Source organism: Paenibacillus germinis, assembly GCF_013141785.1.
Taxonomy (GTDB): domain Bacteria; phylum Bacillota; class Bacilli; order Paenibacillales; family NBRC-103111; genus Paenibacillus_E; species Paenibacillus_E phytorum.
Genome location: NZ_WHOC01000121.1, coordinates 51,556 through 77,763 on the forward strand (window position 1 = coordinate 51,556; position 26,208 = coordinate 77,763).

Here is a 26,208-nt window from a genome sequence, read left to right on the forward strand (position 1 = left end):
ATAACGCAAGGATAAGCCTGTATGATCAAGAATCATGTAGGCGTGGGGATGGAGATGAGTAAGCATAGTTTGGCTGCCCGTGTTGGCTTATTAATGAAAACGCTTTCAAAAAATGAGAGGGAGTGAGTTTACTTGGTGATGAAAAAATGGATGTTAAGCCTTATGCTGATTTCGTTATTGTTTACCTCACCTTTGTTTGGACTACGATCATTAGACAACACGACCGTTTATGCGGCAGACACGTTACAAAATGCAACGATTGGCGAATTTGAAAGCGATGAAGAACTTTGGAATTTTTACTTGGGAACCGAGTTTCCCGGAGCGAAAGGCGAATATGTACGGGATACGTCCGTATTTAGGTCGGGGACCTATTCGGGTAAGCTGCGCGGGGATTTTAGCACCGGCGGCAAATATGTCTCGGTGAGTAAAAATTTTATTCCTATGGATATACAGAAACTTGAATTTTGGGTCAAAACAGTTGACGCCGCTGCGATCGTACTTCGGGTGACAGATTCGACCGGACAGGTGCATCAGCAGAAGCTCGCAGTGGCGTCAAATGCGAATTGGCAGAAGATCGAGATCGCCAAATTTAACGGGGGCACAAGCTATCTTCATTTCGGCGGGGCCAACGATGGGGTGTGGCATGGAACTGCCCAGGGAATCGGACTTTTGTTAGAGAAATCTGGTTTAAGCGGTGGGAAAACAAGCGGGGACGTGTGGATCGATGATGTATCTGCGACGGTTCCACAGCAAGAGCCTCAATGGGATTCCGCGATCGGCAATTTCGAGAACGCCTTTGACATTTGGAAACTAACCTTGGGAACCGGAGCCAAAGGCGAATATGTCCGGGATTCGTCCGTGTTTAAGGAGGGAAGCTTTTCGGGTAAGTTGAGCGGGGATTTTAGCGGTACCGGCAAAAGTGTTTCGATAGGAAGAAATTTTTCTCCTCGGGAGATAAAGAAGCTTGGATTTTGGGTGAAAACAACGGATGCTGCTGCCATCCTGGTTCTGTTGACGGATTCGACCGGGCAGGTGCATCAGCAGAAAATCACCGTGACGCCAACTGGAAATTGGCAAAAAATAGAAATATTTAAATTCAACAGCGGCACGAGCTATCTACATTATAACGGGGCCAACGATGGGGTATGGCATGGTCCCGCCCAGAGAATCGGATTTATTCTAGAAAAGACCGGCTTGATCGCGGGCAAAACGAGCGGAGACATTCGCTTGGACAATATCGTGACCACATCCGCCTTCCCGGATTTATCCATCGAGCAGTCCCGAATGGGAAATGTCTTCCTGGCGAACGAGTCTGCAATCTTTCCTCTTGCAACAAGGGGAGATACTGTAAGTTGGAGTGTATATGACCACTTGGATCATCAAGTATTGGCAGGCAGTGAGGGGGTGCAGGATGGGCAATTGGATTTGACGATTCCTATTCAGCAGCTTGGTTATTATAAGCTTTCGCTTGCTGCTGAGAAAGATGGTCAAACGATTAAGCGTGCAGAAATTTCGTTTGCCCGCTTAGCCTCGGATGACCCCACTTTGGTGAACAACTCTCCATTCGGGGTATCCACTCACCTAGCAAGAACAAATACTGGATGGACGCCTGAGTTGAGTGCATTATTGAAACGCGCCGGATCCAAAAATTTTCGTGACGAAATCACTTGGGTAGATGTCGAATACGAAAAAGGGAAATACCAGAAGCCGCCAGGCCGCGATGCCTTTATGCGGAAAACGCAGCAGGACGGATTAAAGCCATTCATTACCTTCGACTTTACCAATCCGTTTTACGATCAGGACAGTACGCCCTATTCGGACGAAGGCCGTCAGGGTTTTGCCAATTATGGCAAGGCTTTGCTGGACTTATACGGCAACCAGATGGAATGGGTGGAAGTCTACAACGAGTTTAACGGAGGGTTCGGTGATCGAGGGAACGGCCCCGCTGACTCACGTCCGGACTATTATTTTAAGCTGCTGAAGAAGACTTATGAGACGGTGAAAGCCGCCAGACCGGATGTCTCGGTTGTCGGAATGGCATCGAATGTAGATATAAAATGGATGGAGGAAGTGTTTAAGCTTGGCGGGCTTCAATACATGGACGCGGTTTCCATCCATCCGTACAATCGAACGTCGGATGGCATGCTGCAAGATATCCTCGCTGCGAAAAGCTTGATCCGAACTTATAACCAAGGTCAGGACAAACCGCTTTGGATTACGGAAGTCGGCTGGAAGACCAATATTGGCGCCACGGGCGTAGTCGAAAAAACGCAAGCGGATTATTTGGTGCGTGCTTATGTGCAAGCGCTGAGCGCCGGTGTCGAGAAAATATTCTGGTATGATTTGATGAATGATGGCATGCAAGCCGACTATGGCGAAGATAATTTCGGGCTCATCCGGCATCAGGAAGATCCCAAAGGCCAGTTCACGCCGAAACCCGCTTACGCGGCTTATGGGGCGATGACACGAGAATTGCTTGGCGCAACATTCGTTGAACAGGAAGCCGTCGGCACGGGCATTACCAGCTACAGATTTGATAAAAACGGCCAGAAGCTAAGAACCGTTTGGGCAAATACCCCCGTGCAGGCAGCGATTCAAACTAATTCGCCTATTCAAATCAAGGATATCATGGGGAATACGGAAACCTTTACGCCGCTTAATGGCAAGGTGTATATGACACTAACTGCGGAGCCCATTTACATCCAAAGCGAAATTAACGGAATCACGGTTGATTCGACGTTCGCCGTGACTGGTGACGAGGCTGTAACTGGCGAGCCTGTTGAGCTATCGGTGAAAGCAAAGAATTCATCTGCATCGGCTCTCGCTGCTTCCTTCACGGTGGAAGGATCGACATATTCTTTGAACGCGGGAACCGGTCAGAATACGTCTCAGCCGTTCGCCCTACCAGGATTGGACCAGGAAGGCATTCGTTATGTCACAGGAGATTTGACTGTTAACGGAAACTTGATTGGAAGACTTAAGCATGAGGTTCAGACGCTTCCATCTTATCGTGCACGCATCATTCCAGTTATTACCGACGTGGCTACGAAAGCAGAAGCATTGCACATACAAATCCAGAACTATTCCAAGCAGCTGGGTCTAACCGTCAGGAAAGCGGATTGGCAGTTCGGTACCCAGTCAGGCACACAAGATTTGACCTCTGTGATTCCTCCGGACACGACTAAGACGTTTGATATTCCGCTGAGCGGCTTTAATTACGGTGTCAGCAATCAAGCGCAAGTGACCGTCCAAATTGACGGAAAACAATCTTTCGTTTATGGAGGGAAGCTGGATTTCAATCCGATCCTTCCTGGAACGGTACAGATTGATGGTGTGGCAGACCCTGCGATCGTCGCATCGCCACCAGTTGCGCTTTTGTCGCAAGGGACGGTAAAAATGCAAAATTATACGGGTGCTTCGGATTTGGACGGCAGCGTATGGGTGAACTGGGATCAGAATCATTTCAATCTGACTGCGACGATCAAAGACAATGTTCATTACACGACTGTAAGCGGTGCTGAAATTTGGAAAAATGACAGTCTCCAATTTGCTGCCATGGCGGGTATTCCTGGTGAAAATCTAGCTTCCTATGAGTTCGGCCTTTCCCAGACGCCTTTGGGGTCGCAAATCTATCGTTGGTTATCACCGAATACCAGCGTTAGGGAGCTTGTAACGAATGGTTCCTTGCAGGTATCAAGAAATGAAGATCAGAAGCTTACGGTGTATGAGCTCGCGCTTCCATGGTCCGAGCTTGCGCCGATCAAACCAGAAACAAATGGCGCTTTCAGCTTCTCGCTGCTTGTCAATGATAACGACGGTACCGGTCGCAAAGGATATATCGAGTGGGGCTCAGGCATTGGGGAAACCAAAGATCCCAAAAAATTCAGAGCCGTGCAGTGGATCATAACGGATGATACACCTCCGGTTACCGTCGTCGAATTGGAAGGGACGAAGCAGAACGGTTGGTACGTCACCGATGTCAATGTAAATCTGATCGCTACGGATGACAAGTCCAGTGTTACGGAAACTGTATACAGTCTGGATGGAGGAACCACTTGGCTGACCTATCAGAATGCGCTTGTCTTCAACGAAGATGGCGTTCACACGCTTTCGTTCCGATCGACCGATCAGATGGGAAATAAGGAACAGTCGCAAACGGTATCCTTCGCAATCGATCAGACCCCGCCGGTCGTTCAAATCAGCGGAGGGGGGACGTATACCGTCGATCAAATGGTAATGGTTACCTGCACGGCTACGGATACCGTATCCGGCGTTGTCTACAGCTCATGCTCGGCTCCTTTATTGAGCAGCCCAGCCTATCTGTTGAACGTGGGAGACAATGTCGTTTCGGCAAATGCTGCCGATGCTGCCGGCAATTCTGGAACAGCGGCAACCACTGTTACCGTCAAGGTGACAGCGGATAGCCTGATCCGGCTTATCGAAACTTGGGTTACCGGCAATGGCAGCCAAGGTATTGTTAACTCGCTTGAAACTAAGCTCCGGCATGAACAGTTTGACGCCTTCATCAACGAAGTGCATGCACAGAAAGGCAAGAAAATTTCCGAAGAAGCGGCAAATTACTTGCTGAAGCTTATCAATGATTTGAAGTGATAACAAGATGTCCTGAACACTTGCTCCCACAATGGGAGCAGGTGTTTTTACAAAATAAGAAAGTCAGGTGGTTCATGATGTCGAAAGTCGAAACTGAGCAGTTTTCACAGCTTCATACACCCTATAAACTCGGCCGTCCGGTGCTGCAAGGATCGGGAGTGGAAGGCAATTTTGATTCGCAGGCCGTCGACTGTCCCTTTGTTTTTGCCCATCTGGATTGTTTCTATATGATGTACGTCGGATATGACGGAATTGGCTATCAGACAGCACTAGCAACAAGCTCCAATTTAATGGAATGGGAGCATAAGGCGATTATCCTCCCGCGATTGAAAACGGATGAAGGATGGGATCATGTGGGTGCTGCGGGATCTTGGATGCTGCTGAAATCAAATGACTTGTACGACCTGCCACGACTCAAAAAGTTAGATAATCGCTATTGGATGATCTATCACTCCTATCCGGATAAGGGCTATGAAGCAGGCGGAGCCGTGATGGGATTGGCATGGACAGAGGATGAGAACTTACTGGAATGGCATAGGCTGGATCAGCCTGTCTTTACACCTAAAGATGGAGCGGAGACGGGACTTGCCTTCTCGAGCGATTTGATCCATTGGGAACGTTACGAGATGAACCCCGTACACCTGGCGGTATCCGACGATTTAACGGTTTGGAGCTGTGGGGACATCCTTTAATTCCGTACGGGGAACAAGGGGAACTTGACGAAATCCATGCCCATAAGTCTAATGTCATCTATTGGAATGGAATTCTATATCATTTTTATTACGCTTGCAGGTATTATAAACAAGATGACCTTACAAAGTTGGAAATATTTGAAGGGCAATATGAGTTTCGTTGTATTGCAGTTGCGACCAGTAAATCAATAACTATTGGAGAGATTAATTAATGAAGGGAAAGGGCTGCAGATATGCCTAAAATCATGATGGCTTTTCCTCAGGGAAAGCATAAAGTTCTGACAATGAGTTATGATGATGGTCAAACCGCCGACATCAAGTTAGTGGAAATTTTCAATAAGTATGGCATGAAAGGAACGTTTCATCTGAACTCGGGGATGCTTGGCACAGATGGCCGTATAGCGGAAGAGGAGGTTGCTGCGCTGTATCGTGGACATGAGGTGTCCGCACATACGTTGACGCATCCTACGATTGCAAGGTGCCCGAGGGAGCAAATCATAGAAGAAATCTTCGAAGACAGGAAGAGATTGGAGCGTTTGGTTGGCTATCCAGTAAGAGGCATGTCATATCCTAATGGTTCTTACAACAAGGAAATAAAAGAGATGCTGCCTTATCTGGGAGTGGAGTATGCAAGAACTACGCAGAGTACGGGGCAATTTGCGATGCCTGACGATTTGTTCGAATGGAAGCCTACTTGCCATCATAATACGGACTTAATGAATGTGGCGGAAACTTTTGTAAACTTAAATAAAAAGCAATATCTGTACATGATGTATGTATGGGGGCACAGCTATGAGTTCGATCATGATCATAATTGGCCATTGATAGAAAGCTTCTGCGAGTTTATCGGGAACAGGTTGGATATCTGGTATGCGACCAATGTGGAGATCGTGGATTATCTAAAAGCATTTCAAAATCTTAAATTCTCAGCTTCATGTCAATTCGTGTATAATCCCTCCGCACTATCCGTATGGCTTCAAGTTGACAATCATATTGTTGAAGTAAAAGGCGGCAGCCAAATCGCATTCACGAGTTAAGCTCCGGATTAATAACAAAGCAGCTGTGAAGTTTACCACGCAGCTGCTTTGTTTTTTTTATGTCTTACTCCCAACCGATCGTTTGAAACGTTCTGGTTTCCGCAGATTCCCTCGCTTTGAGACATTGGAGTGCACTGATTAACCCATCATCAAGTGTGCTGACGGATGTGCCGCGCCCTTGCATGAGTTCGATGAAATTGCTGGCGAGCATGCGATCACCGCCAAAATGATCCTCCTCCGCACTAATCTGATACGTCTCGACTCTCGGCGTATGATGCATGAATACCTTGACGATGCCTGTATTAAAATCGAATTCCACCGTCCCTTTATAGCCGAGGAAGCGGGCACCGCGCGAGGCTGCTTGTTTACGTGCAAAAAAGTTCTGTGAATACGAAACGTGCATACCGTTTTCATAATAAAAGAGAGCACTTCCGGAATCCTCATTGCCGGTATCCTTGGCGAAGCTGCAGTATGCCCAGTGATCTCGGATGTCAGGAGCAGCGAAAGCGGTGCTTTCTTCGCACGTTTTGTTCTCGTTGCAATCCACACATTTCAGACCAGCGGGTTTGTCTCCTTTGAAAATTTGTTTGGATGTCATTGCACACACGCTTACAGGCTGCATCTGCAGCACATGGTTGATGTAATCAAAATCGTGTGTCGCTTTTTGCAAAAACAATCCACCCGTTAATGATTCATCACGGTACCAGTTATGGAAATAGACGCCGCCGTAAGGGACATTATTGATGGCTTGCACATGCTCAACCGTGCCGATTTTGCCTGAATCCACAATTTCCTTGACCAACTGAACAATGGAAGTCACCCGCAGCGGAAAAGACACGACAACAGGCGTTTGAGTTTGTGCACTTGCTTTTAAACGGAGTAGATCTGTCATCGTTGTGGCCACCGGTTTCTCAAGAAATAAAGGAATACCAGTCGGCAGTACCTTCAAGGCCATTTCGGTGTGGAGCAGGCACCGCGTGCCGATGAGGATGCCATCCAATTGCGTTGAAGCCATCATCTCCTCGGGTGTATCCCTAAAAAGGGTGTCCACCAATTGAGGCAGCTGTTGCCGCTGAATTTCTTGATTTCTAATATCCGCGATCGCTGCTATTTGGCAAGAAGCGTCCTCTTTCATCATTTGCTGGATAACACCTTGAATGCGATTTCCATAACCAATAACACCTAACTTCATTTTATTTTCCTCCTTGGCAGTTGTTAAACTATTTCCTATTATAAAGAGGAGAACTGTAGATGGATTTGTCATCTAAGCCGCATTTTTTGTTTTTTTAGAGAGAGAGGACGACATGACAATAGAGCTGGAACGTGTTTATTTGAATCTAACGATAGAGATCCGTAGTATCATTACGATGTATTATTTTGAGTTTGGCAAAGATTATGTTTTCTCGGGGGAAAGTCACGACTTTTGGGAAATGGTATATGTTGATAAAGGGGAAGTCGAAGTGCTGGCCGATACTACTAGGCATATCCTCAAGCAAGGCTCCCTGATTTTTCATAAACCTAATGAATTTCATAGCTTTACGGCCACGCATGGAAGAGCTCCGAATGTGATCGTCATTACGTTTGACTGCTACTCGAAAGCGATGGGGCAATTTGAGAACAGGGTGTTCCAGCTTCAAGATGAGGAGAGAAACCTGCTTGCTCAGATTATTGAAGAGGGAGCCAACACCTTCGTCTTTCCTTTTAAATATCCGTTAATCCGCAAAGAGAATTCACTGATCGGAAGCGAGCAGTTGTTGAAGAACTATCTGGAGATGTTCCTCATTATTCTGCTGCGTAAGAAGACGCATCAAGAGAATGATCAGACGTTATCGTTCTTGCCCAAGGAGAAGGATGAATTACAGCTGGTGACGGCTATTATCCGTTTTCTGGAGGAGAGGCTCGAATTCCAAATATCCTTAACAGAGATTAGCCATCATTTCCATGTAGCCAAAACGAAGCTTAAGGACTTGTTCGCTAAACACACAGGTAAAAGCATCAAGGAATATTTCATGCTGATGAAGATCGAAAAGGCGAAGGTTTCCATTCGGGAAGATGTGCACAATTTTACAGAAATATCCCGGCGACTTGGTTTCAGCAGCGTTCATTATTTCTCCAAAGCTTTTAAACGGGTATGTGGGATGAGCCCTTCGGAATACGCGAAGTCTGTGAAGGCAAGAAGTCGAATTGAGACGGTGGAGTAATATTTGGGGCGCAGTTCCAAAAATTGATAAATAAAAAGGCTATCCCAAAAAGCAGATCATACTGCTTCTGGAATAGCCTTCTTTTCTTTTCGTTCAAGCCGCAACTAGCTTTCCAATACTTGTCGGTCCTCTAACAAGCGATTGCGCAATTCGGCGTAATCGACATCCTGAACCGATGTGCCGTGCTTGATGGCTAATGCCGCTGCGGTAGCAGCCGATTGTCCTAGGGTCATGAACACCGGCTCCATCCGGATGGAGCCGTAGGCGATATGGGAGGAGGAGAGGCAGATAGGCACCAGCAAGTTGAGACACTCTTCACCCTTGGGAATGATGGATCGGTACGAAATGGGGTAGGGGCCGGAAGGCCGAACCTCAACGTTGCCTTCATTGATGCAACGGCCATCAATGACGATGCGCCGGCAGTTGTGAGAGTCCATCTGATAAGCGGCGAGCCCAACGGAATCGGACACTTTGCGGTAGCCACGGCAGTCGTCCTCGGTCATCACCAGGTCCGAAATCATTCTTCGTGCTTCGCGAATGTAAAGTTGTGGAGACCAGCCTCCGAAATCCGTATATTCATCAGCCGGCAACCCCCATTGTCGTGCCTCTTCGCGGACGGCCTCGGGCACGCGGTTGTCGTTGCAAAGGAAATACAGCATGCCCAGATTATAAGTCAAATGGTCTTGGAATATTTGCTCACGTCTGGAATAACTGCCTTCAGCCCATTCATAGTTCATACCGATATAGTCGGTCGACACCCCGCCGAAGTTGTTCAGATCTGTCTTGCTCTTCGGCATCGAGGAGTGAAGCCAGAGGGAGTCCCATACACCTGCTTCGATATAACGAGCCAGCAGGGTAAACATTTCGGGATCGTAGTTTGGAGGTTCCGGAAACGGCACACGATTGCCAGGATCATTCGTCAGACAGATGCGGAAGTTGTAGGCTTGAATACAGTGATCCCCTTGGCCCTGATAGCCCGGAGCCGCGTCGGATACGCCGTGCAGCAAGCCGCTGTCTGGCTTGCCCGGAATAACAAAGGGGTCGACCCATGCTTTGAAATTATGATTCGGATGGCCGAAATGAACGCCGTTCAACGTTTCTTTGTACACTGAATTCGCTTCACGGCCTACATGATAGGAGACTCCGGCCGCAGCCAACAAGTCCCCCTCGTAAGTGGCGTCGATAAACATGTCGGCTTCAATCTGAACGCCGCTCTCCATCACGATGCTCTTGATCTTGCCTTGCGACTTTTGAACGGTCGACAAGCGTTGGCCATACAGCACCGTGATCCCATCTTGTAGGGCCCACTCCTGGAAAATACGGTCCGCTACGTGAGGTTCGAAGTTCCACTGCGTGCCGTCTCCCTCGATACTACCGTAGTGGCGCCCCATTGCTTGGTAAAATTCACGTGAGATGCCTCCGATCGCGGCTTTGTTGCCGATATCGGTTTGGCCAAGTCCACCAGAGGACAAGCCTCCTAGCTTATGCCCGAATTCTGCGAGCACGACTTTTAACCCCATGCGTTTGGCTTGCACGGCTGCTGCTACTCCGGCTGAGCTTCCGCCGTAGATACATAGATCGGTCTTGTAGGCTGCATCGGTCGATGATGCCAAAGGCTCGTAGTACTTGATTTTGCTAAAATCCAACATATCGATCACCTCTTTGTAGTTGTAGAATTGCCTTGGTTTCAGTATAGTTATAAAAAAGCTTTAATTTATAGTTTCATTTTTGTTACATTTTTAGTTGGAATGATTGATGTTGGAGGGGAGTCATAATGCCGATCAAGAAGAAAGTAACGCTCCAAGATATTGCCTCGGAATTGAATTTAACGATCCATACCGTGTCTAAGTCGCTGCGGGGACTTCCTGGCATGTCCGAAGAAACAAGAAGGGCTGTACTGGAAGCGGCGAGAAGATTAGGTTACCGCACCAAGGAGGAAGAACGTGGCTTCGCTGTCGAACATATCCCGATCTTCTCGGCGAATCCGCGGGTGTTCAAATTTATCATAAACGGCAACATGTCCAAGTTGCATCAATTGATTCTGCAGGGACTGCAGGAAAAGCTGCAGGAATTCGGGCATACCGTTCAAACATTAATCGCTCCGGAGAGTGATGAAGCAGGCGTCATCGAGGAGTGGCTGGAACAGCAGAACGTTGCTTACTGGAATGGAGTCTTCATTCCTCCAGCGATCAAGCCGGGGCTGGAGCGGCTGCTGCTTTCTTTGAAGATTCCCCGTGTCATGATTAATTTCCCAATGCCCGCCGAAAAGGTAGACAGCGTCATCTGGGATGTCGGAACTGCTATCTGGCAATCCGTTCGCTATTTGGCATCGATGAAGCATACCCGCATTTTGTACATTGGTGATACGGTAAGGCACCGTGGGTTCTCCATCCGTTGGCGGGCTTTTAAGGAAGCGATGGAGGAGGTAGGGCAAAGCGTAAATTCGGAAGATCATGTTATTGGCGCGATCAGCGATAAAGAGCAATGGATTGCGGAAGTGGTGGAAAAGCTGAAGCGGACGAAGCCGACGGCAATCTTAAGTGCTGTTCAATACGACTTGGCCTGGATCTATTATGCCTGCAGTCTCGCAGGGCGAAGCATTCCTGGCGACTGTTCGCTAATCAGCTTGGAGGATGACCGCAACGACCTTCTTCCCGGCCTGACCCGACCGTTTCTAGTTGTCCGCGAGGCTGGAGCCCGTGCGGCCGAGCGGATGCTATGGCGTCTCGCTAATCCATCCAAGCCTTATGAGCATACCTTTGTACAAGGGGCCTTTTACGCTGGGAATACCGTATTGCCACTGAAACACTTTGAAGGTTAGGATTGGCGGGATAGGAGGATAGATATGCGATTCACATGGCGGAAGCTGTTGCCCAAGACGATAAAGAATAAAATGTTTTTATCGTTTCTCATTCTCATCCTAATTCCCTTCTCTCTTCTTCAGCTTCGCAGCTACTCGACGATTGAAAGCGTATACGTTAAGCGAATCAGCGAGCAGAATCAATACCAGCTCGATCAGGTGAAGGACAATTTCGAACGCATTCGATCGTTGATGTTCTACAGCTCGCTTCGGTTGGAGAAGGAGCCCTCGATTCGTGAATGGCTTCGCAATCCGCCCTTGATGCAATCCAACCCGACGACAGCTTTGTCGACCGTCGATCCGATCATGTTAACCTTGCAATCACTAAAGAACGACTTTGGATTGGCAAGCTCTTTTGTAAACTATACGTTGTCTGATTTATCCGGGCGAAAATATTTCGATACGAATAGCCCATCTACCGATACTGCGCTAAATCCTGTGATTGTGCGGTCTTTTTTTAATGGGGAGGCGTCTTATGTGTGGGATACCGAGGATAAAGATGAAGGTCAGCCGCAGTCGGCCCCGCGTAAGCAACCGAAGTTGGCATTCTATATGACGCTGACCGACGAGACGGGACGGCCGGAAGGAATCGTGGCGGTACATTTCGATTATCAGTCATGGATCCGCTCGAGCGTTAGTCAATTCCTGATTCAGCAAGAGTATTTCATAGTTGACAGTCAGGGGACAATTGTTTACCAAAGCCGTACGGATACGTACGTGCCTAGTGACATTCTGAGGATTGTCCACTCCTTAGACGATGGCAAAGAGCCTTACTATGTCGATCGTAATCGGACCCATATATTAAATACAAGCTCGATACCTTCCGTAGGCTTGTATTTGGTCGGCCAGTTTCCTTTGGAGCTGCTCTTTGGTGACATCGAGGCATTGAAGCGGCAGTTTTTCGCATCCTTCTTCTTGTTTACCGGCTTATTTATCCTGATCACATTCGCGCTTTTGTCGCGGGTGACCCGCCCGCTGCAGCTGCTGCGCAAGAAAATGTCCGAAATGATTGACAAGCAGTTTCGGGTCTCGATCCCGACGGATAAATACGAAGGAGAGATCTTGGAGTTTGCTCAGACGTTCAATACGATGACCGGGGATATCAATGAACTGATTGAACGGCTGAAACTAGAGGAGCGGCAGAAAGAAGCGATCCGGTTCCAGATGCTCTTGCAGCAGATGAATCCTCATTTTCTGCTCAATACGCTGAATACGATTAAGTGGAACGTATTGGGCAAGGGGGATCGGGAAACAGCTGAGATCTGCATGTCGCTCGGAACACTGCTCGAGGCTAGCCTGAATTCAGATATTGAACTTATTCATTTGCATAGCGAGCTCGACATGGCGAAGGCTTACGCACATATCCAGCAGGTAAGACACGAAGATCGGTTTGCCTTCCATTACGAACTGGAGCCGGACCGGTACGAACCAGAGCTGCAGTATGCTCTAGTGCCCAAGTTGTCGCTGCAGCCGCTGGTGGAGAACGCGATCCAGCACGGCTTTTCGAAGACCATCGAAGATGGTCGAATTGTGATCCGGGTGTATGTGAAGTCCGGACAACTCGTCCTTGAGGTGGAGGATAACGGAGTTGGTTTGGAGATGGCGCGGGCGGTTCAGACTGTACCGCGCAAGCGCAAGCCGATCGGCATACATAATTTGCAGGATCGGCTCAAGCTTTTGTTTCGGCAGGAAGCGGCTTTGGAGCTACTGCCGCTGCAGTCAGGGACGTTGGCGCGGATGACAATGCCGCTGCTTGTTTCCCGTCCTTACGGGAGCCTGGAATCGACAAGGGAGGGCTAAAAATGTGGAAAGTCTTGCTCGTTGAGGATGAAGCGATCGTACGTCGTTCGATCATCGGTATCATCGATTGGGAAGCGTTTGGTTTCCGAGTCGTCGCCGAAGCGGAGGACGGGGAGCGGGCCTTGAAGGAGATGGAGCGTCACCGTCCGGACCTCGTCATCAGCGATATCGTGATGCCAAACTTGAACGGACTAGAGCTGCTGCGTCAAGCAAGGGAGAGGGACTTCGACGGAGTATTCATTATGCTCACCGCCATGAATGAATTTGAATATGCTCAGCAGGCGCTTGAGTACGGAGCGACCGGCTACTTGCTCAAATTATCGATGAGTCCAGAGTCGCTGCAAACGACCCTCGACAAAGTAAGCAGGCAGCTGACGAAACGGGCTCAGGAACGCTCGCACACCCAGCTGTACACGGCTTACCCGAAAGAGTGGGAAGCAATTATGAACGGCAGCCTGCGAGAAAGCAGTGTAGTTGTATCAGAATCCTCGGCAAAGCAGGAGCCGAGGGATGATGCTTGGGGGCAAGTCATCATTTGTACGGCGCTTGATGGAGGCGAAGGGTTCGATGCTAAGCTGCTCGACTCTTGGAAGCTTATGGAATGGCACACTCCGCCGCTTGCTCACCAATACGCTGCGCTCGGGATGACGTCGGTATTTCTTTGGAGTTCCAAGCCTCCAAGATGGCTAGGCGGCATACCTCGTCCCGGACAGATAGCGTTCGCTGTGTCGTGCTTAGAGAAAGGGACGCATGCTTCATTTACGCGCGATTGGCAACTCACACTCCGGCGGCTTGACGCCAGTTGGTATTCGGGCAAACCGGGGTGGTTCCGCGTCATACCGGGTTCCAAGGACGCTTTGCCGAGCGCCTTCTGGCGTGGCGAATCCGAACGGCTGCGTCAACTTGGCCGGAGCGGTCCTTCCGGCATGATGCCGCTATTGCAGGAGGCTTGGACAGATATGGAAAGGGACCGTATCTCGTGGTATGGCGTAAAGACGTTTGCGCTGCGCGCATTGGATATTATCGCGGATGGCCGTGGTGAGGCGCTTGCTTATCATAAAAGCCAAGTGACTCGAGCTTCCTCACATGCGCAATGTTTACGTACAATGGCGGCGGCGGTCGATTCGCTGCTCACCCTTTCGTTAAGCCGCAAAGGTGAGACCGATCATCCCGAGGTGAATCGGATTATGGCGTATATTCAAGATCACTACGATCGCAACATCAGCGTTAAGGCGATGGCCGAGATGGTCCAGCTGGACGAGAAGTATTTGAGCGGTTTATTCCATAAAAAGACCGGAGAATCGCTGATCCAATACGTACAGCGCATCCGTGTCGAGAAAGCGAAGGAGGCGCTGCGGTTTACGGAAGTGCCTGTAAATGAGATCGGTGAACTCGTCGGCTTCTTGAATCCGAACTATTTCTACCGTACGTTCAAAAAATGGACCCATCAGACACCAAGCGATTACCGTCGCGGCGATTGAAATGATGAGATGTGAGAACGTAAAATGCCTTGTCTCCCCCTTGGAGAACAGGGCAATTTTAATATAGTGGGAAATGTGCATAGTGAAGTGGGTTTTGTTCATAGGTCGCTTAAGTCTTGCGTGATACAGTGAAAGCAGGCCAAACAAACAGACTTTCTACGTAAAGGAGGCGACCTATGAACGAGTTACCTATCCATCCAATCCCTTCGGCAGTTTCGAAAATAACAGGCAAGAGAGCCCGTCATTTTCGAGTGCTACGTTCCTACAAGACGCTCTATCTCATGATGCTGCCCGCAATAATCTACTATATCGTTTATCGGTATGTACCTATGTACGGCGTTGTTATCGCATTCAAGGATTACAATATCCTGGAGGGGATCGTGAATAGTCCATGGGCGGATCCCTGGTACAAGCATTTTCAGGTGTTCTACGAATCGCCTTACTTCAGTGAACTGCTTGTCAACACATTCCTGATCAGCGTCTACAAGCTCATATTCGGCATGTTCCCACCGCTTGCGTTGGCGATTCTACTCAATGAATGCCGGGTACGCTGGTTCAAATCGGCGATCCAGACACTCAGCTACATGCCGCACTTCTTATCGTGGGTTATTATTTATGGCATCTGCTTAATGCTGTTGTCAGAGAATTCAGGTATTCTCAATCGCTGGATCGTTGAATCCGGTGGTCGGTCGATACCGTTCCTTACTTCAACGGATTGGTTCCGCAGCGTGCTGGTAGGCTCGGAAATATGGCAGCATACAGGTTGGAGCGCAATCATCTATCTAGCAGCTATGGCAGGCATAGATCCGACTCTTTATGAAGCTGCCAGGGTCGACGGGGCATCCCGGCTGCGCATGATTTGGCACATTACATTGCCAGGCATCCGGAACGTGATTGTTCTGCTGCTCATTCTGAAGCTGGGCTCCGTTCTGGATGCGGGATTTGAGCAAATTTACATTTTCTATAACGTTCAAGTATACCCAGTCGCCGATATTCTCGATACTTGGGTGTTCCGGACGGGGCTTGAGCAGTTGAATTTCAGCCTTGCTTCTGCAGTCGGCCTGTTCAAATCGGCGATATGTCTCATTCTCGTGCTTGGCTCCAACGCATTGGCGAAGAAATGGGGGCAGGGCATATGGTAACGAGTCGCAATGATCGTATTTTCAACACTTTTGTCGTTCTGCTGCTTGCGATCGTAGGCCTTTTGTGTGTAGTCCCCTTACTCTATGTCGTCTCCGTCTCCGTAACGCCTTATGCGGAAGTGCTGAAGAATGGCGGCTATATTCTCTTCCCGAAGCAGTTCACCTTCACTGCCTATTTGAAAATTTGGGAGACGGCCGGCATCCTCCGCTCTTTGCAAATCACAGTATTCGTTACGATCGTTGGTACCGCGATTAACTTGATCCTGACCCTGCTGCTTGCTTATCCGCTCAGCCGCAAAGGGATGCCATATCGCAATTGGTTTCTGTTGATGATTGTTTTCACGATGTTGTTCAGTGGCGGAACGATTCCGACCTATCTCGTCGTTAAGGCAACGGGCTTGCTCAATTCCGTCTGGGCGCTCATTCTGCCGTCAGCCGTTTGGAGCTTCAACGTACTCATTATGAAAAGCTTCTTCGAACAATTGCCGGAAGAGTTGTTCGAAGCTGCTCGAATGGACGGTGCAAAGGAACTTCGCTTGCTGGTCAGCATCGTCATTCCGCTCGCGATTCCTTCGATCATGACGGTTGGCTTGTTCTATGCGGTTGGTCATTGGAACCAATTCTTCTCGGCCATTATGTATATCTCAGATCGAAATCTTCGGCCCCTGCAGGTGGTGGTTAGGGATCTTCTGATGCAGTCGCAGAAGCCGCTTGATAACCCGGATGAGCTTGTACCGACGGTTACCATGCAGATGGCTGCTATCGTTGTTGCCAGTGCTCCGATCATCGCCGTTTATCCGTTCCTGCAGAAGCATTTTACCCGAGGCATGCTGCTTGGGTCTGTGAAAGGTTGATTCCGGGTAAAGCCGGTCCAATATATCCATACGTAACAGGAAAAGGGGAATCATCTATGAGAATTAAATGGATCATGCCAGCAGCGGCAGCCGTTCTTGCCATGTCACTAGTTGCGACTGGCTGCAGTTCGGGAACCGGTGGCAGCGTGGCAAGTAAAGAAACAGTGCCGGCTAATACGGCCCCAGTGAAATTGAAAATTATGCAGGAAGGCTCTGGTGTACCTAGTCCAGAGAACGACATTATCAAGAAGGAGCTCGATAAGAAGCTTGGCATCGATATGGATATGTCGTATACGCAGGGCATAACGGAATACTTGAACCAGCTCAAGGTGCGGGTTGCGGCAGGCGATTATCCAGATATGATGCTGCTAGATTTAACGACGTTAAATGATTTTGCGCAGAAAGGGCTGCTGCTCGACCTGACTCCGTATTTGGACAATAAGCTGAAGCAAGCTAAAGATTTCATGGGTCCTTCTCTTTTGAAGAAAGGCGTCATCAACGGAAAAAATTACGCCATTACCCGGATCGCCGACGTTCCATTTGGTTCTTATTGGATTCGCAAGGATTGGCTGGACACTCTGAAGCTGCAGGTTCCACAAACACTGGACGATTTGATGGCCGTGTCCAAATCGTTTACTGAGAACGACCCGGACGGCAACGGCAAAAAAGATACGTTTGCGATGACCGGCAATGGAATGGATTTCTCCGCCTTTTCTCCCATCTTAGGTGCATATGGTGTGGGTTTGCCAGGAGCGTTTTACACAAAGGACGGTAAAGTTGTCGACTCTTATCATGACGCGTCGATGAAGGATGCGCTCAGCTACATTCAGAAACTGATTTCATCTAATTACGTAGACCCGCAGATTATGACAAACAAGGGAACCATGGGCCGGGATCAAGCGTTCCAAGGCAAAGCGGGTATTGTTTATTCCAGTTGGACCGATATGGGCAAGCAGGAATTCATTACTCAGTACAAGACCATCAATGCGAAAGCCGAGTGGATTCAGATCGCTCCGCCGAAGGGTCCTGGAGGTCAATTCGATAGCTCCTTCGATTCCGAAAAGCCGTCTCGTCTGTTGGCGATTCCGAAGTCGCTCGAGAAGCAGCCAGAGAAATTGCAGAAACTATTCGATCTGCTGAATTATGTATCCACCAAAGAAGGCAATCAGCTGGCTATGTACGGCATCCAAGACAGAGACTACAAGGTCGAGAACGGCAAAATTGTGCTGACAGAACTGATGGCCAAGGAAGGCAACTATTTCCACTATTATCAGTTTACAGGTCGTCCGAACGAAGAGTACTTGAAGACTAAGTTTCCAAATGAGGAGCCGATGATCAAATTCTCGTTATCGCTCGCACGAATCAAAAGCTTCGGAAGCTCAGTCTTGCCCCCTGCAGGCCACAACGCCGCCGATGCTGGTCGTTACGCAAACGAGGAGCTAATCAAATTCCTCTACAGCAAGCGTTCGCTCGCGGAATATCCAGAATTCCTCAATACGCTGGATACTACTTTTAAATACAAATTATTGCAAGACGAAGCACAGAAGCGAGCAAAGGAACTGGAGTTGATCAAGTAAACTCACGCAATCCATGGCTCCCAAGCTTAGTCCGTCGCTTGCCGCCAGCTAAGCTTGGCCAAATGGGCAAATATCAAATAAAAGGGGTGTATATGATGTTGAAAAGTGCAAAAGTGGTATGCTCTCTAGTTGTTGCGACGACTGTCATCGCAGCTTCCTTCGTGGGAGTCAGTCCTGTAAAAGCAGCGTCGTTGACGATCGTGCAGAGCGTGATGGGTAACATTTTCTATGAGAACGATGCGAAGACATTTAATGTGCAAACAGACGGAGCCTCAGTTGATTGGTCGTACACGGATTATTGGGGTAGCACAGTGGAAAGCGGCACTGTGCCGGTTAGTGCTGGCTCCGCTGTCATTACAGTAAGTCCGAACAAATACGGCTGGTTTCAGCTGCTCGTCAAAGTGAAAGACAGCAGCGGCGCCGTAATCACTCAGACAGAAACCTCTTTTGCCGTCGTATCGAACTTTGATCTTAATCAAGTGACGAGCTCCCATTTCTCCGTACAGACGCATGCGGCCCGAACTGATGGAATCGCTCAGGATGCATCCGTTTTGCTGCCCATTGCGAAGAAACTAGGGGTTAAATCTGTCAGAGACTCTTTCCGATGGTCCGATATTGAAGACACAACCAAAGGAATCTATAACTTCAAATCGTTTCACAACAATTTTATGAATACGCTTACCGCAAATAATCTGTCTATGATCTTTACGGCTGCATTGAATAATCCCTTGTACGATAATGGCAATTTCCCAACAAGTACGGAAGCACTTACAGCTTACGCTAATTACGCGAAAGCGGCATTTCAAAGGTATCCGAGTCAAAACAAATGGATGGAAGTATGGAATGAGCCAGACATTAAAACTTTCACAATGGGGCTGACACCGGAGCAGCGGCCGGGAGCGTACTTCGAGCTGTTGAAAGCTACCTATCCCGTCGTCAAGAATGCGGCTCCGAATCTTCCGATTATAGGCGGCGTAGTTGCAAGTACATACCAGGCTAATGCAACATTTCCGAATACGTTATTCAGCTTAGGCGGGCTGAGTTACATGGATCAGTTCTCATTTCACAACTATAATACGGACCCCAATATTCTAGCGATCGACATAACAGATTTCAATAATCGTATCAGGTTTTACAATAACAACGTGACCATTCCCATGGATATGACGGAGAATGGCATATCTACCGCAAATTTCTCTGAAGAATTCCAAGCATACCGGCAAGCTCAGAAAACGATTCTCGGCTACGCGAACGGTCTGAACCTGATGAGTTCCTATAATCTGCAAGACAAATTATATGATCCAACTAACGTTGATAACAGTCGCGGCCTCGTGAGAAATCCGAAAGATCCAAAAGGCGCGTATGTGCCGAAGAAGGCTTTCTCCACGTATGCCGCATTAACGCGACAGTTGTCGAATACGACTTTCGGCAGTGCAGACACTATCAGCAACTCCTCGATCGCCAGTTACACCTTTACGAAGGGCACCGATACAATCAGGACGATGTGGACGACTGACGGTTCGACGCAAGGTGTATCTCTTCATACCAACAGTCCGCTTATGGTTAGCGATATCATGGGGAATTCGCGCATGCATACGCCTATTAACGGCGTTGTCCAATTGACACTAAACCAAAATATTCAATATATCAAAGGGAATATCACACGAATCCCTCCAAATGTATCAACAGGGACGGTGATCACAGCTGAAGTAGAAAGCTTGCCGACGACCGTTTCCTCCGGAGACAGCCATACTCTGATTACAGGAACGACGGGCACCTACAGCGGAACCGGCGCGGATAAGCTGAGTGCGAATGCAGTGGACGACTACGTTACTTATGCGGTATATATCCCGCAGCCGGGCGCTTACGACATCAAAGTAAAATCCATACTTAATAGCGATCGAGGTACGTACCAGCTCGTCATCGATGGGACGAATGTCGGGAGTAGGCAGGATGAATACCGGTCTTCCTCTCTTTCTGTAGAGACTGACCTCGGCAACTACTATTTCGGTACGGCGGGCAATAAGGAATTTAAATTTCAGGTTGTCGGCAAGAACGCCAGCAGCTCGGGATACACGCTATTGTTGGACTATGTCAAGCTAACCAAGTTGAGCGTCGATCAAGATATTATCGTGGACAATACGGACAGCGGAGCTACCTTCAATGCTACCTTCCATTCAAAATGGTCAACGAGCGACAAGCCGAAGGGATATTATGGAACGAACTATGCTCATTACAAATCTACTGCGGCAGGCCAGACGAGCTGGGCCATGTGGACGCCCGACATTCCGCTTGAAGGGGATTACAAGCTTTATATGTGGTGGCCCTCCGGACCGAACAGGGCGGATGCCGCTCCATTGATTATTCAATACGGAGCCAGCACGGACACCGGTCAGACCGTGAATCAGAAGGTGGATGGCGGGATGTGGAATTTAATCGGAACTTATCATCTAACGCCAGGGACAGGAAACTTTGTGAAAATCACTGGAGCCGCCCATGGCTTCACCATCGCCGACGCCGTCAAGTTCGAATGGGTTCATTAACCGTTGAGAAGGGGTGTTTCTAATGTTAACAAGAAGTAAATCTTTATGCAGCGTTATCCTATGCTTAACAATTATTTTATCAGGCTTGTTGGGGAGCAGTCCGGCTTTAGCGGCGTCGTTGACGATCGTGCAGAGCGTGACGGGAAATATTTTCTATGAAAACGATGCGAAGACATTTATTGTGCAAACAGACGGAGCCTCAGTCGATTGGTCGTACACGGATTACTGGGGTAACACAGTGGAAAGTGGAACCATGCCCGTCAGCTCTGGATCGGCTGTCATTACAGTAAGTCCGAACAAGTACGGCTGGTTTGAGCTGCTCGTCAAAGCGAAAGACAGCAGCGGCGCCGTAACCCTTCAGAAGGTAACCTCTTTTGCCGTCGTATCGAACTTCGATCTTAGCCAAGTGACGAGCTCCCACTTCTCCGTGCAGACGCATGCGGCCCGGACCGATGGAATAGCTCAAGATGCGTCTGTTTTGCTGCCCATCGCGAAGAAACTAGGCGTTAAATATATCAGAGACTCGTTCCGATGGTCCGATATTGAAGATACGACCAAAGGAACTTATAACTTCAAATCGTATCACAACAATTTTATGAGTACGCTTACTGCAAATAATCTGTCTATGATCTTTACGGCTGCATTGAATAATCCCTTGTACGATAATGGCAATTACCCAACAAGTACGGAAGCACTTACGGCTTATGCCAATTACGCGAAAGCTGTTGTTCAAGGTTATCCGAGTCAAATCAAATGGGTGGAAGTATGGAACGAGCCGGACATAGCAACTTACACAACGGGGCTTACGCCGGAGCAGCGGCCGGGAGCGTACTTCGAGCTGTTGAAAGCTACCTATCCTGTCGTCAAGAATGCGGCTCCGAATTTACCAATAATGGGCGGTGTAGTTGCCAATACATATAAGGCTAATGCATCATTCCCTAATACGCTTTTCAGCTTAGGTGGGCTGAGCTACATGGATCATTTCTCATTTCACAACTATAATACAGATCCCAATATTCTGGCTGGTGATATAACAGATTTCAATAATCGTATTAAGTTCTATAACAACAATGTGACCATCCCCATGGATATGACGGAGAATGGCATTTCTACGGCAAATTTCACGGAAGAATTCCAAGCATATCGCCACGCTCAGAAAACGATTCTCGGCTACGCGAATGGTCTGAACTTGATGAGTTTCTACAATCTGCAAGACAAAATATATGATCCGACTAACGTGGATAACAGTCGCGGTCTCGTGAGAAATCCAAATGATCCGAAAGGTGCGTACGTGCCGAAAAAGGCTTTCTCTGCATACGCCGCAGTAACGAGACAGTTGTCAGACACGACCTTCGGCAATGTAGATAATATCAGTTCATCTATTGCGAGCTATACATTTTCGAAGGGCGCAGATGTAATCCGAACAATGTGGACGACGGACAGTTCTACGCAAAATGCTTATCTGAAGTCGAACAGCTCTTTGGCGGTAACGGATATGATGGGCAATACGAAAACAGTTGCCCCGATTGACGGTGTTGTCAAAATAACGCTCACCAAAGAGATCCAATATGTGAAAGGAAATGTAACGCAAATTATCCCTACGGTAACAAAAGCTGAAGTTGAAGATTTAGCAACAACCGTTTCCACTGGGGACACGCATACGCCAATTGTGAACGACGCTAATCTGAGCGGTAGCGCAGGAGATAAACTTAATGCGAATGGAGCGGGCGATTACGTTACCTATACGGTCAATATCCCGCTGCCAGGCACTTACGATATCAAAGTAAGATCGAAACCTTTCAGTGATCGAGGTATCTATCAGCTCAGCATCGACGCAGTGAATTTCGGCAGTCAGCAGGATGAGTATCAGGCTTCCACCGTTTATGTGGAGAAGGATCTAGGCAACTATTATTTCAGTACGGCGGGCAATAAACAATTTAAATTTCAGGTTTTCGGTAAGAATGCTAGCAGCTCGGGGTACACGTTACTGTTGGACTATGTCAAGCTAACCAAGTTGGATTAGGACATTATCGGAACGAGACCATGAAAAATAAAGGAGAGCACTCGGAATGTCGCGTAAATTAAAGCTTGGTGTTGTTGGAACAGGTAACATTTTCAGGTCAGCGCACTTGCCTGCCTGGTTGGAGCATCCAGAAATTGAGGTCGTCGCCTTGTGCGATGTTGTACAGGAGCGGGCGCAAAAGCTTGCTGACGAGCACGGCATTGCACTCGTGTATACGGATTATCGGGAGCTACTGCGTCATGGGGACATTGATGCTGTCGATATTTGTACGCCGAATCTTTACCATTCGGAGGTTGCGGTGGCAGCGCTGAAGGCGGGCATACACGTGTTCTGCGAAAAGCCGGATGCCGTCACTCCAGAGAAAGCGCAAGAAATGGCTGAGGCAGCTGCAGCTAACGGCAAAGTACTAATGACGATGCGGAATAATCGATTCACGCCAGCTTCACAGTATTTGAAACAATACATCAACGAAGGCCATATGGGTGAAATTTATACGGGCCGTTGCGGGTGGCTTCGCCGCCGAGGCATTCCCGGCAAGGGCGGCTGGTTCACGACCAAGGAGCTGTCCGGCGGCGGTCCGCTGATTGACCTCGGCGTTCATTATATCGACCTTGCTCTGTGGATGATGGGGAACCCGAAGCCGGTCGCAGTCTCCGGAGCCACTTACTGTAAGTTTGCGGGAACAGACCTGTCCGATTCCGAGCATAGTCAGTTTGGGGAGAAGAAGGAGGAGGGCACGTTCAATGTCGAAGACTTGGCGACCGGTTTCATCCGCTTCGACAACAACGCGACCTTGCAGATTGAATTCAGTTGGGCGTCGAACGTGCAGGAAGAAGGGACATTCCTCGAGCTTCGTGGTACGAAGGCCGGAGCGAGCCTAGTGAAGGGGGAGCTCAAGCTGTTTGGGGAAACGGCTGGCCAGCTCGTCAATATCCAGCCGATAATGGGAAACCGCACGGTGGATGCGCACGGCGAACATATCAAGCATTTTGTCCAAGTCGTGCAGGGTCGGGAAGATCCGATTTTGATTCCTCAGCACGGCGTCGATATGATAAAAATATTAACTGCGTTATACCAGTCCGCCGAATTGGGTGCGGAAGTTAGATTGTAAAAAAGGAGACATGTGGTGTGTATCATAAGCTTGCCGTACAATTATACACGCTGAGAGAGGCTTGCCAAGCGGATTTCCCGGGTGTTCTAAGAGAATTAAAGAGGCAGGGATGGGCAGGTGTCCAGTTCGCCGGATTTCACGATTACGATCCGATGGAGCTGAAGGCTGTTCTGCAAGAAACGGGATTGAAGGCTGCCGGGCTTCACGTCAGTCTGGACGATATCGTGCATCGCACGGACCAGGTGGTGTCGGATGCTCGTTTGTTCGGTACGTCAGATATCGTTTGTCCTTTTATTAAGCCGTCTCTGCGACATGAAGAAGGGTATGCGGAGATCAAACAACAGCTGAATCAAGTTGCCTGCCAGTGGGAGGACGAAGGATTTCGCATCTGCTACCATAATCATGCCTTCGAACTCGAAACGATGATTAATGGCCAATCTGCACTGGCCTACATGTTGAACCCTGCTTTCGATAATCGCATCCTTGCGGAAATCGACGTGTATTGGATCCAGAAGGCGGGGCTTGATCCGTTTGAATTCATTCGACCATATGCAGGTCGGATGCCGATAGTCCATCTGAAGGATGTGACAGACGACGAAGAGATGACCTTTGCGGAAGTCGGCACGGGAGTAATTGATTTTGCCCCGATTTTGATATGGGGAGAAGCTTACGGCGTGGAGTGGTATGTGGTGGAGCAGGACATGTGCCGGACGGATCCGATGGGATGCGTGTCGACCAGCTATACCAATCTGACAAAGCTCATTGCCCAAATTATATAGTAAATGACTGTCAGGATAAATGAATAACTTCTCTGCAATTATTGTTATCTATCCCCCTCGCCGGTGTGTTCTGTTATACGTATTTTAAAGTCGTTGACATTAACCTAACGTCATAGTTTAACCTCCTAATTATCAATAGATATTAGGAGGTTTTCTTTTGAAAACATTAATTAAGAATGTAACCATACTTACGATGATCGATGATGATCAACCCTTTACTGGCGATATACTCATTGAAGGAGACAAGATCAAAAAGTTGGGGACCCAACTGACAGATGAGGCAGACGAAGTTATTCAAGGCCAAGGAATGATTGCGATGCCTGGCTTGATTAATGCCCATCAACATACCCCGATGAGCTTGTTAAAAGGTTTTTCGGACGATCTAAAATTAATGGATTGGCTAGAGAAAAAAATGCTGCCGGCTGAGGCCAGAATGACCCCTGAAGATATATATTGGGGTGCCAAGCTGTCGATGGCAGAAATGATCAAATCAGGAACAACAGCTTTTGCTGACATGTACATCCATATGAATGAAATTGCTTCAGCGGTACAAGAAGTTGGCATGCGTGCTTCATTAACGAGAGGGTTGGTTTTTCTTCAGGACGATGGAGGTAAAAGGTTAACAGAAGCATTGGAACTGGTTGAACGTTGGAATGGAAAAGCTGAAGGTAGGATTTCAACTATGTTAGGCCCCCACGCACCGTATACGTGCCCTCCAGAAGCATTAAGGGAGATCGTAAGTATTGCAGAAGAGTTGAACCTTCCAATACATACTCATTTAGCCGAAACAAAGGAAGAAGTAATTAAAATTCAAGAAAAATACAACCAGACGCCCACTGAGTATTTGTATAATGAAGGTCTTTTTGAAAGATTACATGTTCTCTTAGCCCATAGTGTGCATCTGAACCGACGGGATATTAGATTCTTGAAAGGGATGCGTGGAGGAGTAGCGCATAACCCAGTAAGTAACTTAAAGCTAGGGTGTGGGATTACACCTGTTTTTGAATTGATTAATCAGGGCATCACTGTCGGTCTGGGGACGGACGGAGCAGGAAGTGCCACAACTATTGATATGTTTGAGGAGATAAAGGCGGCTACTTGGTTGCAGAAATTAGATTATGGCAACCCGACAGTGCTTCCCGCCGGGCAGGTTTTGCGTATGGCGACCAAAGGAAGTGCTAAGTTGTTGAACATAGATCATGAAGTAGGAACATTAGAAGTTGGGAAAAGAGCGGATATAATTCTCATAGATATGAACAAACCGCATTTACAGCCTATCCATAATGTTGAGTCGCTGCTTGCCTATAGCGTTAATGGAGCCGACGTTGATACAACGATAGTTAATGGTAAAGTGCTCATGAAAAACCGTAAATTAATAACGATTGATGAAGATGAGCTTTTAAAACAAGTAACGTTTCGTGCGAAACGGATCGTAGAGGGAATCTAGGATTATGAACGAACACGGGTCGTTTTGTCTTGTTGTTCCACGAAAGCAAC

General features: G+C 48.2%; 17 protein-coding genes. 15 read left to right on the forward strand and 2 right to left on the reverse strand.

Translation table 11 applies throughout. The features are described from left to right. The first annotated feature begins 138 nt into the window (after positions 1 to 138). The 3 genes from GC102_RS22845 to GC102_RS22855 all read left to right on the forward strand — a co-directional run bounded on the left by GC102_RS22845 (position 139) and on the right by GC102_RS22855 (position 6,340). Positions 139 to 4,611 (forward strand): OmpL47-type beta-barrel domain-containing protein, encoded by a 4,473-nt coding sequence (locus GC102_RS22845; RefSeq protein WP_246321075.1) that lies wholly within the window; start codon positions 139 to 141, stop codon positions 4,609 to 4,611. Positions 4,612 to 4,688: 77 nt separating this feature from the next. Further along, on the forward strand, positions 4,689 to 5,303 hold the full coding sequence (locus tag GC102_RS22850; RefSeq protein ID WP_246321072.1) for a glycoside hydrolase family protein: 615 nt from the start codon (positions 4,689 to 4,691) through the stop codon (positions 5,301 to 5,303). 233 nt (positions 5,304 to 5,536) lie between these two features. Then, positions 5,537 to 6,340 carry a polysaccharide deacetylase family protein gene (locus GC102_RS22855; protein ID WP_171691541.1) on the forward strand — a complete coding sequence of 268 codons (804 nt, stop codon included), beginning with the start codon at positions 5,537 to 5,539 and terminating at the stop codon, positions 6,338 to 6,340. A 64-nt stretch (positions 6,341 to 6,404) separates the two neighbouring features. Here GC102_RS22855 and GC102_RS22860 read toward each other — a convergent pair whose 3' ends face one another. After that, positions 6,405 to 7,532, reverse strand: coding sequence for a Gfo/Idh/MocA family protein (locus GC102_RS22860; protein WP_171691542.1), 1,128 nt, complete (start codon positions 7,530 to 7,532; stop codon positions 6,405 to 6,407). 112 nt (positions 7,533 to 7,644) lie between these two features. On the opposite strand from GC102_RS22860, the gene GC102_RS22865 reads away from it, so the two are divergent. Then, positions 7,645 to 8,541 carry an AraC family transcriptional regulator gene (locus tag GC102_RS22865; RefSeq protein WP_216628134.1) on the forward strand — a complete coding sequence of 299 codons (897 nt, stop codon included), beginning with the start codon at positions 7,645 to 7,647 and terminating at the stop codon, positions 8,539 to 8,541. Between the two features lie 104 nt (positions 8,542 to 8,645). Here the strand turns inward: GC102_RS22865 and GC102_RS22870 are convergent, their stop codons facing one another. Then, positions 8,646 to 10,190, reverse strand: coding sequence for an FAD-dependent oxidoreductase (locus tag GC102_RS22870; protein WP_171691543.1), 1,545 nt, complete (start codon positions 10,188 to 10,190; stop codon positions 8,646 to 8,648). Positions 10,191 to 10,315: 125 nt separating this feature from the next. On the opposite strand from GC102_RS22870, the gene GC102_RS22875 reads away from it, so the two are divergent. The 11 genes from GC102_RS22875 to GC102_RS22925 all read left to right on the forward strand — a co-directional run bounded on the left by GC102_RS22875 (position 10,316) and on the right by GC102_RS22925 (position 26,158). Further along, entirely contained in the window at positions 10,316 to 11,362 is a 1,047-nt protein-coding gene (locus GC102_RS22875) for a LacI family DNA-binding transcriptional regulator (protein ID WP_171691544.1), read from the forward strand. Positions 11,363 to 11,386: 24 nt separating this feature from the next. Further along, positions 11,387 to 13,201: a cache domain-containing sensor histidine kinase gene (locus GC102_RS22880; RefSeq protein WP_171691545.1), complete on the forward strand. Its 1,815-nt coding sequence runs from the start codon at positions 11,387 to 11,389 to the stop codon at positions 13,199 to 13,201. A 2-nt stretch (positions 13,202 to 13,203) separates the two neighbouring features. Then, complete coding sequence (locus tag GC102_RS22885) at positions 13,204 to 14,682, forward strand: response regulator transcription factor (protein WP_171691546.1); 1,479 nt, start codon at positions 13,204 to 13,206, stop codon at positions 14,680 to 14,682. 281 nt (positions 14,683 to 14,963) lie between these two features. After that, complete coding sequence (locus GC102_RS22890) at positions 14,964 to 15,824, forward strand: ABC transporter permease (protein WP_246321076.1); 861 nt, start codon at positions 14,964 to 14,966, stop codon at positions 15,822 to 15,824. Next, positions 15,818 to 16,678 carry a carbohydrate ABC transporter permease gene (locus tag GC102_RS22895; protein ID WP_171691548.1) on the forward strand — a complete coding sequence of 287 codons (861 nt, stop codon included), beginning with the start codon at positions 15,818 to 15,820 and terminating at the stop codon, positions 16,676 to 16,678. The genes GC102_RS22890 and GC102_RS22895 overlap by 7 nt, the downstream gene beginning before the upstream one ends. A gap of 56 nt (positions 16,679 to 16,734) precedes the next feature. Then, a complete protein-coding gene (locus tag GC102_RS22900; protein ID WP_171691549.1) occupies positions 16,735 to 18,255 on the forward strand; it encodes an extracellular solute-binding protein in 1,521 nt (506 codons plus the stop codon). A gap of 92 nt (positions 18,256 to 18,347) precedes the next feature. Next, positions 18,348 to 20,798, forward strand: coding sequence for a golvesin C-terminal-like domain-containing protein (locus GC102_RS22905; protein ID WP_171691550.1), 2,451 nt, complete (start codon positions 18,348 to 18,350; stop codon positions 20,796 to 20,798). Positions 20,799 to 20,820: 22 nt separating this feature from the next. Continuing rightward, positions 20,821 to 22,821, forward strand: a complete 2,001-nt coding sequence (locus GC102_RS22910) for a carbohydrate-binding protein (RefSeq protein ID WP_171691551.1) — start codon at positions 20,821 to 20,823, stop codon at positions 22,819 to 22,821. Positions 22,822 to 22,867: 46 nt separating this feature from the next. Continuing rightward, positions 22,868 to 23,932 (forward strand): Gfo/Idh/MocA family protein, encoded by a 1,065-nt coding sequence (locus tag GC102_RS22915; protein ID WP_171691552.1) that lies wholly within the window; start codon positions 22,868 to 22,870, stop codon positions 23,930 to 23,932. 17 nt (positions 23,933 to 23,949) lie between these two features. Then, complete coding sequence (locus GC102_RS22920) at positions 23,950 to 24,711, forward strand: sugar phosphate isomerase/epimerase family protein (protein ID WP_171691553.1); 762 nt, start codon at positions 23,950 to 23,952, stop codon at positions 24,709 to 24,711. A 157-nt stretch (positions 24,712 to 24,868) separates the two neighbouring features. Further along, entirely contained in the window at positions 24,869 to 26,158 is a 1,290-nt protein-coding gene (locus GC102_RS22925) for an amidohydrolase (RefSeq protein ID WP_171691554.1), read from the forward strand. Positions 26,159 to 26,208: the final 50 nt, after the last annotated feature.